The sequence below is a fragment of the Nocardia barduliensis genome (assembly GCF_013315795.1).
In the GTDB taxonomy this organism is placed as follows: Bacteria; Actinomycetota; Actinomycetes; order Mycobacteriales; family Mycobacteriaceae; genus Nocardia; species Nocardia barduliensis.
Window position 1 is genome coordinate 1 of the sequence record NZ_JABLTE010000162.1, and the last position, 12,316, is coordinate 12,316.

Sequence of the window (12,316 nt, forward strand, 5' to 3'; positions counted from 1 at the left end):
CACGGGCCGGGCGGGTCATGCGCGCACCGCTTCCGCAGTCTCGTCACACCGCTGACCGACCGCCCGAACCATCGTGCTGCCTCACCCTGTCTGTTGTCGCCACGCGCACGTTCACCATGCTCTCGCCCTCATGATCATCGAACACGCGCATGCCGATCGTTACCGAACCGCCGGCGTACGCCGAGCACGACCGGCCGCGAACCGTGGGTTCCGGATCGCGGGAGCGGACGCGTGCGACGAGCGCCGGGGACGATTATTCCTTGCCGACGCGCGATCCGGGTTTCGGCGTCGGCCGGACGATCAGCGTCGACCGTCCAGCAGCGCGGCCAGCTGCGGGCCGATCACCGCCAGCGCCTCCGGCGCGGCCATCCGGGCGTGGGTGACCTCGACCGGCCGGTCGACGACCATGCCCTGCACGTACGGCCACCAGTCCGCCGCGGCGGCGCGCAACTCGTCGGTGGGGTCGGCTACGGCCGCGCTGAAGTACTGCACGGTGCCGCGGAAGACCCCGGGCCGGTGCTCGGCGATCAGCTCCGCCGAGCGGACCGCGCTGCGATAGATCCGGCGCAGACGCTGCGGAGTCACCGCGACGAGATCCGCCGGGATCATGGCGTGCAATGTGGCCAACGCCTCGTCGTCGAGGTCGTAGACATCATCGCCCGCCGCGACCGCCGTACCGAGACCGAATTCGGCCAGGGCGCCGCGCAGCGCGGCGCGGAAGCCGACGACGTCCGGATTCGGATGGCTGTCCATCATGGCCAGCAACTCCACCCGCTCCCCCGCGTCCTGCAGTCTGGTGGCGATGGCATGGGCGAGCACACCACCGAGCGACCAGCCGAGCAACCGGTACGGACCTTGCGGTTGGACCGCCCTGATCTCGGCCAGGTAGCGCTCGGCCAGCTCGTCCAGCGAACCGGGCAGCTCGCCGTCCTCCGAAAGCGCGGGCGATTGCAGGCCGAAGATCGGCTGCTCGGCGGGCAGGAACTGGGCCAGCCCCGCGTAGGACCAGGCCAAGCCGTACATCGGGTGGAGGCAGAACAGCGGGGCCGCCGAACCACTCGCGCGGATCGGCAGCAGCACGTCCAGCGCCGCGTTGACGTCGGCGTCGCCCGCGTCGATGCGGGCGGCCAGGCCCGCCACCGTCGCGTCGGTGAAGAACCACTGCACGCGCACCGTCGCCGCGGTCGCCTCCCGCAGCCGCCCGACCACCTGCGCCGCGAGCAGCGAGTTGCCGCCGAGGGCGAAGAAGTCGTCGTCGAGTCCGACCCGCTCGGCGTCGAGCAGTTCGGCGAACGCCGCGGCCACCGCCTGCTCGGTCGCCGTCTCCGGCGCGCGGTAGCCGATCCCGCTGACGAACTCCGGCGCGGGCAGCGCTCGCCGGTCCAGCTTGCCGTTCGGCGTCAACGGCAGCGCGTCCAGCACCACCACCGCGTCCGGCACCATATAACCGGTGAGGAACCGGGCGACCTCGGCCCTGACCGCGGCCGGATCGATGCTCACCCCGGTGTCGGGCACCACGTACCCGATCAACCGCTCACCGGCGTGCTCGTCCTCGCGGACCAGCGCGACCGCCTGCCCGACACCGTCGCAGCCCAACAGCGCCGCCTCGATCTCGCCGAGCTCGATACGGAACCCGCGCAACTGCACCTGCTGATCACCACGCCCGGCGTACTCGAGAACCGCGTCGTCGGCCGCCGCGCGCCACCGGCCGATATCACCGGAGCGATACATCCGCGACCCCGGCGCACCGAACGGATTCGCCACGAAACGCGACGCCGTCAAACCAGGACGGCCCAGATAACCCCTGGACAACTGCGCACCGACCACATGGATCTCACCGGGCACTCCCACCGGCGCCGGATGCAACCGCCGATCCAGCACATACGCGTCCAAACCCGGAATCGCCCGCCCGATCACACTGGCCGCGTCCTGCGCGTCACGCTCGGACACCGGCAAGAACGACACATGCACCGTGGTCTCGGTGATGCCGTACATGTTCACCAACCGGGCGCCCGCGCCGTGGCGTTCATACCAGCGGCCCAGCTTGCGCAGATCCAGCGCCTCACCACCGAAGACCACATACCGCAACGCCAACTCGCCCGCGGTCGCCGCCCGATCGGCCTCCACCAACTGATAGAACGCCGACGGCGTCTGATTCAGCACCGTCACCCGCTCACCGGCCAGCAACTCCCGGAACTGCTCCGGCGAACGCGAAGTCAGGTAGTCGACCACGACCACACGGCCGCCGTGCGCCAACGCGCACCACAACTCCCACACCGAGAAATCGAACGCGAACGAATGGAACAACGTCCACACATCATCAGGACCGAACTCGAACAACGGCTGCGTATTGGCGAACAACTCCACCACGTTGCGATGCGCGACACCCACACCCTTCGGCACACCCGTGGAACCGGAGGTATAGATGACATACGCCAGATTGTCCGGGCGCAGCGGTGCCACACGCTCCGCATCACCTACCGGCGCATCAGAGTGCGTACCAGCCTCGGACATCAGCACCACCGGAAGCTCACCGGCAGGCACCGCGTCGCGCTGCTCCGCAGTGGTCAGAACACACACCGGGGCGGCGTCTTCGAGCATGAACTCCAGCCGCTGCACCGGATAAGTGGTATCGATCGGCAGATACGCCGCACCCGCGGTCAACACACCCAGCAACGCCACCGGCAGCTCATCGGTACGTGGCACCGCCACCGCCACCAAAGATTCAGGGCCCGCACCTCGGGCGATCAACGCCCGCGCCACCTGATTCGCCCGACGCTGCAACTCACCGAACGTCAACGAACGCTCACCGAACCGAATCGCGACCGCATCCGGACGCAACCACGCCTGCTCGGCGATCACATCCGGCAGTGTCGCGCCGGGGACCCACGCGCCCCGCGCATTCCAAGCGCTCAGGACCTGATCCCGTTCGCCCGGCGCCAGCACATCGATGTCGCCGACCACGGCGGTGGCGTCGGCGGCGACCGCCGCGAGGACGCGGCGCAACCGGCTCGCGAAGTTACGCACGGTCGATTCGTCGAACAGGTCGGTCGCGTAGCCGACCACCACCGAGATTCCCCGCGCGTCCGGCTGTTCGGCCAGGGTGATCTGCAAATCGAACTTCGCGGCCGTCACCTGCGGATCGATGCCCGACACCGTGAGCCCGGGCAGTTCGAGTGTGGCGGGCGCGAGATTCTGCAGCACCAGCATCACCTGGAACAGCGGATGCCGCGCCGCGGAGCGGACCGGATCGAGCAACTCCACCAGGCGCTCGAACGGCAGATCGGCGTGGCCGAACGCGGCGACGTCGGTCCGGCGGACCTCGGCGAGCAGCGCCTCGAACGGCGTGCCCGGCTCGACCTCGGTGCGCAGCACCAGGGTGTTGACGAACATGCCGATCAGGTCGTCGAGTTCGGCCTCGCCGCGACCGGCCACCGGCGTGCCGATGGCGATGTCCGAGGTGCCCGACAACCGGGCCAGCAGCACCGCGAGCGCGGCGTGCACCACCATGAACAGTGTCGAATTGTGCTGCTGGGCGAGGCGTTCGAGCCCGGCGTGCAGCTCGGCATCGATATCGAAGGCGAAGGTCGCTCCGCGATAGGACGCCTGCGCGGGCCGGGGCCGATCGGCCGGAAGCGGTAGTTCGTCCGGCAGGCCGGCGAGCGTGCCGCGCCAGTACTCGGCCTGCTGCGCGATCAGGCTCTGCGGGTCGGTCTCCGAACCGAGCACCTCGCGCTGCCAGAGGCTGTAGTCGGCGTACTGGACCGGCAGCGGGGCCATGGCCGGGGCCGCGCCTCTGCTGCGCGCCTCGTAGGCCAGGACCAGATCCCGGGTGAGCGGTCCGAGCGACCAGCCGTCGGAGCTGATGTGGTGCGCGACGAACGCGAGCACGTGCTCGGTGGGGTCGTCCGCGCCCGTGGTCGCGACCTCGAACAGTTCCACCCGGAACGGGACCTCGGTGGTCACCTCGAAACCGGCCGTCACCACCGCGGTCACCGCGGCGACCAGATCCGCTGCCTCGACGCGGGTGGGAACGAGGCCGATCGACACCTCGTCCACCCCGAGCACCTGCTGGACCGGACCCTCGGACGTCTGCGGGTAGATCGTGCGCAGGATCTCGTGGCGCGCGACCAGGTCCGCGACCGCCTGCCGCAGCGCGGAGACGTCCAACTCGCCGGTCAGGCGGATGGCGGCCGGGATGTTGTAGACCGACGACCCCGGGTCGAACTGGTTGAGGAACCACATGCGCTGCTGAGCCAGCGACAGCGGAATCCGCTCCGGACGCGGACCCGCGACCAAGGCTTTGCGGCCACCGGCACCCGCGTGATGCTCGACCTTGACGGCCAGCCCAGCGACGGTGGACGCCTCGAACAACACACGCACCGGAACACGAGCATCCAAAGCCGCACCGATACGCGCGGCGACCTGCGTCGCCAACAGCGAATTACCACCCAAAGCGAAGAAATCGTCATCCGCACCGACGCGTTCCACACCGAGAACCTCGGCGTACACGTTGGCCACGATCTCCTCGATCGGAGTCGAGGGCGCACGAAACGCCTGAACCTCGAACTCCGGCTCCGGCAACGCCTTACGATCCAGCTTGCCGTTCACATTCAACGGCAACGCATCCAACACCACGAACGCCGCAGGCACCATATACGAGGGCAGATTCGCGGTGAGTTCCGACTTCACCCGCGCCACATCGACATCGGTTTCGGTATCGCTGGGCACCAGATAAGCCACCAAACGGTCACCGGTCTTCGGATCCGACTTCGCGATCACCGCCGTCTGCGCGATCTCCGGCAGCCCCAGCAGCGCGGCTTCGATCTCACCGAGTTCGATACGGAACCCACGGATCTTCACCTGGAAATCCGTACGACCCCGGTACTCGAGCTCACCGTGGCTGTTCCACGCGACCAGGTCACCCGTGCGATACATCCGAGCACCCGGCTCGAACGGATTCGCCACAAACCGATCCGCCGTCAAATCCGCACGACCGAAATAGCCACGCGCCAACTGCGCACCAGCCAAATACAACTCACCCGAAACACCCACCGGGACCGGACGCAACCGCCCATCGAGAACGTAGACCCGGCTGTTCCACTCCGGAACACCGATCGACACCGACATCTCATCAGCGACAGTCACCCGATGACTGGTGATCGACACCGCCGCCTCGGTCGGACCATACAGATTGAACAACTCCGAACGCGGATAATCAGACAAGAACCGCTGCGCCAGCGAACCCGGCAACGCCTCACCAATCGCCAACACCCGCCACAACGAATCCGGCATACCGGTGGTCGACAAGACGTCGAGCATGGAAGGCACGACGTGCAGCGTCGTGACCCATTCCTGTGCCATGAGTTCGTTCAGATACGCCGGGTCCCGGTGACCGTCCGGCGCGGCGATCACCAGACGGCCACCACACACCACCGCCGACCAGAACTCCCACACCGACAAATCGAACGTCGCGGCCGTCTTCAACAGAATCGCATCCGCGGCATCGAGACCGAACTCGACGTTCTTCCACTGCAACTGATTCGCGATCGCCCCATGCGGCACCGCCACACCCTTCGGCCGACCCGTCGAACCCGAAGTGAAGATCACATACGCCGTGTTCTCCGGACGCAACGGCGCAACCCGATCAACATCCGTGACCGGCCTGGCGTCCACACCCGACAAATCGAGTTCATCAATCCGCACCACGTCAGCGACATCGGTGCCGAACTGCGCCTCGGCATTCGTCAGCACACACACCGGTGCCGCCGTCTCCAGGATGTAGCTGGTGCGCTCGGCAGCCTGATCCGGATCCACCGGCACATACCCACCACCGGACTTCGCCACCGCATACATCGCCACGACCAGATCCACCGACCGCCGCAACGCCAACGCCACCCGCGACTCCGGACCCACACCCAACGAGATCAAATGCCGCGCAAGACGATTCACCCGAGCATCGAGTTCGGCATAGGTCAGCTCGACCCGCTCGCCCTCGGCCGTATCGGCGACGAGCGCCGTCGCGCGCGGGTCGGCCGCCACTGTGGCGTCCAGCAACGAGACCAAGGTCGCGCCCGTGTTGACGGGCTGATCGGTAGCGTTCCAGCGCGCCAGTACGTTCTGCCGTTCGGTGTCGGCGAGGATGTCGATATCGCCGACCGGCACCGTGGAATCCGCGACGACAGCGGCCAGAACACGCGAGAACCGCTCGGCGAAACCCTCGACCGTCTCCCGATCGAACAAATCGGTCGCATACGTCAAGAACCCACCGATACCAGCAGCCGCACCCGACTCCTCATACCCGTCACCGACGATCAAATGCAGATCGAACTGCGACACATCCAAATCGGCGTCGACACCGGCCACCGTCAACCCGGGCAGCTCCAACGCGGTCCGCGCGACGTTCTGGAAGGACAACCCCACCTGGAACAACGGATGACGCGCCGTCGACCGCGGCGGATTCAACACCTCCACCAACCGCTCGAACGGCACATCCGCGTGCGCGAACGCCCGCAGATCGGATTCACGCTGCTTGCCCAGCAGGGCGGCAAACGACTCCCCGCCATCGATCCGCGACCGGAAGACCACGGTGTTGACGAACATACCGATCAGGTCATCGAGCGCCCGCTCACCACGACCAGCGACGGGGGTACCGATGGCGATATCCGAACTGCCGGACAGTCGGGCCAGCAACACCGCGAAAGCCGCGTGCACCACCATGAACAGCGTGGCACCGTGCGCACGCGCCAAGTCCACGAGCCCGGCGTGGGTCGCCGCGTCGATCTCGATATCCACCCGCGCACCGGCCAACGACGCCACCGCCGGACGCGGCCGATCCGTCGGCAACTCCAGCAAGTCGGGCAGGTCGGCCAGCTGATCACGCCAGAACGCGATCTGCTGCGCCGCGATGGATTGCGGATCGGATTCCTCGCCGAGCACCGCGCGCTGCCACAGCGCGTAGTCCGCGTACTGCACCCGCAACGGAGTCCATCCCGGTGCGTCACCCGTGGTGCGCGCCGCGTAGGCGATCATCACATCCCGCACCAGCGGACCCATCGATGACGCGTCCGCCGCGATGTGGTGCACCACCACCGCGAGCACGAACTCCTGCGGCGCACCGTCGACCTGGATCAGTGCCGCCCGCAGCGGCACTTCGGCGGTCACATCGAACGGCGTCGCGGCCAGGGTGTACACGGCGCTCGCCACATCGGTCTCGGCCAGCAGCCGGGGAGTCAGGTCCAAGGCAACCTGCCCGGCGGGCAGCACCACCTGCACCGGACCGTCCGCAGTCTCCGGATACACCGTGCGCAGCACCTCGTGGCGCGCGACCACATCGTTCAGGGCGGCGCCCAGAGCGGCCACGTCCAATGCGCCGGTCAGGCGCAGAGCGAACGGCAGATTGTAAGCCGCCGAACCGATCTGCTCAGCAGCGTCATCGGTCTGATCGAAACGATTCAGGAACCACATCCGCCGCTGCGCCAGCGACAACGGCAACTGATCGGGACGGGCGATACTGCCCAGCTCCACACCGCGCTCACCGTGCGTGTGCGACTCGAGCGCCGCCGCCAAGGAGACCACGGTCGGCGCTTCGAACAACGTCCGCACCGGCACCCGCGCACCCACCGCCGCGCCCAAACGCGCCACCACCTGCGTAGCGACCAGCGAATTACCACCGAGTGCGAAGAAATCGTCATCCGCGCCTACCCGGCCCAACCCGAGAACCTCGCCGAACACCCCGGCAACGATCTCCTCGAGCGCGCTCGCGGGCGCACGGAAATGCTTTGTCTCGAACGTCGGCTCGGGCAGTGCTTTGCGATCCAGCTTCCCGCTGGAATTCAGCGGGAACTCGGTCAGCGCCACGATGGCGGCCGGAACCATGTAAGTGGGCAGGGTTTCCCCGATCGCGGCCCGCAGTGCCTGTGCGTCGATCTGATCCCCTGGAGCGGGGACGACATAGGCGACGAGTTGATCGCCCAGCGCCGAAGGCGCGACGAGCGCGGCCGCCTGGCTCACCGAGGGCTGCGCCAGCAGTGCCGTCTCGATCTCCCCCAGCTCGATCCGCTGACCACGGAACTTCACCTGGAAATCGGTCCGGCCCAGATAGTCCAGCACCGCGTCGTCGGCGTCCTTGCGCCACACCACCAGGTCGCCGGTGCGATACATCCGCTGGCCCGAGGCGAACGGGTTGGCCACGAACCGGTCAGCGGTCAGGTCGGGACGCCGCACATAGCCGCGAGCCAGCTGACCACCCGCGAGATACAGCTCGCCCGGCACACCGACCGGCACCGGCCGCAACCACGAATCAAGCACGTAGACCTGAGTGTTCCACTGCGGCAAGCCGATCGGGACAGACCGCTCGTCCGCCGCCGCGGGCCAGTAGGTCACCGACACCGCCGCCTCGGTCGGGCCGTACAGGTTGTGCACCGCGGCGTCGGACACCGCCTGCATGGACGCTACGGTCTCCGGCGGCAGGGCCTCGCCGATCACGAAGACGTGCTTCAGCGTCGGGCAGCTTCCGGGCGCGGTGTGCGCGGCGAAGACCGTCAGCATGGAGGGCACGAAGTCGGTGACCGTCACGCCCTGCGCCGCAATGGTTTCCGCGACATAGGCGGGATCGCGATGGCCGTCCGGCGTGGCGACGACCAGCTTCGCGCCCACCCGCAGCGGCATGAAGTAACCCCACAGCGAGACGTCGAACGTCGTCGCCGTCTTCTGCAAATACACGTCGTCCGGGCCCAGCGGGTACTCCGCCAGCATCCACGTGATCTGGTTGTGGATCGCCGCATGCGAGACCGCGACGCCCTTGGGCCGACCGGTGGACCCCGAGGTGAAGATCACGTACGCCGGGTGGTCCGGCGAGACCGGGCGCAGCAACTCCTCCGCACGCACCGGGCCGTCGTCGAATCCGTCCAGATCCAGCGTGTCCACGGCGAGGGTAGGGACGTCACCGAAGAGAGTCGCTGCGTCCGCACCGGTGGTCACGACGCAGAGGGGGCGGGCGGTGTCCAGGATGTGGGCGATGCGCTCGGCCGGATGATCCGGATCCAACGGCACATACGCCCCACCCGCCGCCACGATCGCATACATCCCCACCACAAGATCCAACGACCGACGAACCGCCAACCCCACCAACGACTCCGCACCCACGCCCTGCGAAATCAACAACCGCGCCACACGATTCACCCGCGCATCGAACTCCCGATACGTCAGCCCCACACCCTCATAAACCACCGCGATCTGGTCCGGGTGCGCCGCAACGGCACGGCGGTAGCCGTCGAGCAGCAGCTCCGCGCGCACTGGGTAGCGGGTGTCGTTCCACTCGTGCAGGATGCGGTCCCGCTCGACCACGCTGAGCAGCTCGACAGCTCCGAGCGCGCGATCGGGATCGGCGGCGACCGCGCGCAGCAGCCGGTTCAGGCGCCCGGCGAACTCGGCTATCGTCCGTTCGTCGAACAGATCGGCGGCGTAGGTGAACATCGCCGCCAGGCCCGCGTCCGGACCTTCCTGCGGCGTGATGGTCAGCTGGAGATCGAATTTCGCCACCGCGCCGTCGAACTCGACCGCGCCGACCGACAGGCCGGGCAGCTCGAGCTGCGCCTGGTCCATGTTCTGGAAGAACAGCGCCACCTGGAACAGCGGGTGATGCGCCTGCGACCGCACCGGGTCGAGCACCTCGACCAACCGCTCGAACGGCAACTCCGCATGCGAGAAGGCCGCGAGGTCGCGCTCCTTGGTCGCCGCGAGCAGATCGGCGAACGACGCCGCCGGATCGACCTCGGTGCGCAGTACCAGCGTGTTGACGAACATGCCGACCAAGTCGTCGAGTTCCGCCTCGCCGCGACCGGCAACGGGCGTGCCGATGGTGATGTCGGAGGTGCCCGACAGCCGGGCCAGCAGCGCCGCGAAGGCGGCGTGCACCACCATGAACAGCGAAGCGCCGCGGGCGTGCGCGAGTTCGTCGAGCCGGGCGCGGGTCGGCGCGTCGACGGCGAAGGTGAAGACGCCGCCACGGCCGGAGGCCGACGCCGGCCGCGGCCGATCCATCGGCAGGTCGAGCCGATCCGGAACGCCCGCCAGAGCGTCCCGCCAGAAAGCGATCTGCGCGGCGGCCACGGAACGCGGGTCGTTCTCGTCGCCGAGCACGGCACGCTGCCACAGCGTGTAGTCGGCGTACTGCACCGGCAGCGGAGCCCAGTCGGGCGCCGCGCCCGCGCTGCGCGCGACATAGGCGGTCATCAGATCGCGCACCAGCGGCGCGATGGACGTGCCGTCGGCCGCGATGTGGTGAACCACCACAGCCAGGACGTACTCGTCGGAGCCGACGCGCGCGAGTGAGAGCCGCAGCGGCACTTCGGCCGCCACGTCGAAACCGGCGACGGCGAAAGTGCGCAGCCGATCCGGCAGCTCGTCGGGGGTGAGGCTGTGCGGCGTCAGGTCGGGGACGGCCTGTGCGGCGGGCACCACCACCTGATAACCCGTACCGTCCACCGCCGGATACACCGTCCGCAACGACTCATGACGCTCGACCACATCCGCGACCGCCGCCTGCAACGCCGCCACATCCAACACACCAGACAACCGCACCGCGAACGGAATATTGTTCGCCGCAGAACCAGTATCGAACTGATTCAAAAACCACATCCGCTGCTGCGCCAACGACAACGGCACCCGCTCCGGACGCTCCACCGCCACCAACGCGGGCCGGGGTGCGCCGCTGTCGAATTCGGCGAGCTGGGCCGCCAGCAGCGCGACCGTCGGCGCTTCGAACACCGTGCGCGCCGGAACCCGCGCGCCGATCGACGCCCCGAGCCGGGCCGCGACCTGCGTCGCGATCAGCGAATTGCCGCCCAGCTCGAAGAAGTCGTCGTCCGCGCCGATCTCGTCGCCCGCGCTGAGCAGGTCGCCGAAGACGCCGGCGACCAACTGCTCCAACGGCCCCGACGGGGCGCGGAACTCCTTGGTCTGCAACTGCGGAGCGGGCAGGGCCCGACGATCCAGCTTGCCCACGGGCGTCAGCGGGATCTCCTCCAGCACGGTGAGCGAGGTCGGCACCATGTGCACCGGCAGACTGCGCTCGGCATGCGCGATCAGTTCGTCGGCGTCGATCGAGTGACCGCCGGCGGCGTGCACGTAGGAAGCGAGAATCGTCGCGCCGCTGTCCAACTGATGTCCGACGGTGACCGCGAAATCGACCGTCTCGTGCGCGGCCAGCACCGCATCGATCTCACCCAGCTCGATCCGGAAACCACGGATCTTCACCTGGAAATCATTACGACCCAGATACTCCAGCTCACCATTCGGCGTCCAACGCACCAGATCACCGGTGCGATAGAGCCGGGAATGGTTCGGGTCGAACGGGTTCGGCACGAAACGCACGGCCGTAAGGCCGGGGCGCAACTGATAGCCGCGAGCCAACTGCGGGCCGCCGATGTACAACTCACCGACCACCCCGATCGGCACCGGGACCAGGCGCTCGTCCAGCACGTACTCGGTGGTCGCCTGAATCGGCGCGCCGATGGTCACCGGCTCGCCGGGCACCAGCGGCGCGCTGATATTCGTCATGATCGTGGTCTCGGTCGGCCCGTAGCCGTTGTAGAACTCACGATTGCCGTCGGCGATCGGACGAACCCAGCGCCGCACCAGCTCCGGCGGGCACGCCTCGCCACCGGCCACCACCACGCGCAACTCGTCCAGACCCACCGGATCCACCGACGCCAGCGCGGCCGGGGTGATGAACGCGTGCGTGACGCCTTCCCGGCGCAACAGCGCGGCCAGCTCGTCACCGCCGTACACCGTCGGCGCGACCACGACCATGGTGGCCGCGCCGCCCAGCGCGAGCAGCAACTCCAGCACCGACGCGTCGAACGACGGCGACGCGAAATGCAACGTCCGCGACGCACTCGTCACCCGATACCGATCACGCTGCTCAGCACAGAAACTCGCCAACCCCGCCTGCGTGACGACCACACCCTTCGGCATGCCCGTCGACCCCGAGGTGTAGATGACGTAAGCCGGATGCTCCGCGCGCAGCTGCCGCAGCCGGTCCGCATAGGTGACCGGTTCGGTCGGGTAGCGCTCGAGCTGCTGGACGCAGGCGTCGGAATCGACGATCAGCCATTCGATCTCGCTGGGCAGGTCGGCCACCACGCGCGCGACGGCCAGCCCCAGCACGGCGCCCGAGTCCTTCACCATGTGCTCGACGCGGTCGGCCGGATAGTTCGGATCGACCGGAACGAACCCCGCACCGGTCTTGGCCACCGCCCACACCGCGACCACCGACTCCACCGACCGCGGAATACCGACCGCGACCAGATCC

At 68.1% G+C, this 12,316-nt stretch carries 1 protein-coding gene; it reads right to left on the reverse strand.

Translation table 11 applies throughout. The features are described from left to right. Nucleotides 1–300 precede the first annotated feature (300 nt). Nucleotides 301–12,316: non-ribosomal peptide synthetase (locus HOV91_RS36315; RefSeq protein ID WP_174189739.1), on the reverse strand; the 12,016-nt coding region annotated here is incomplete at its 5' end.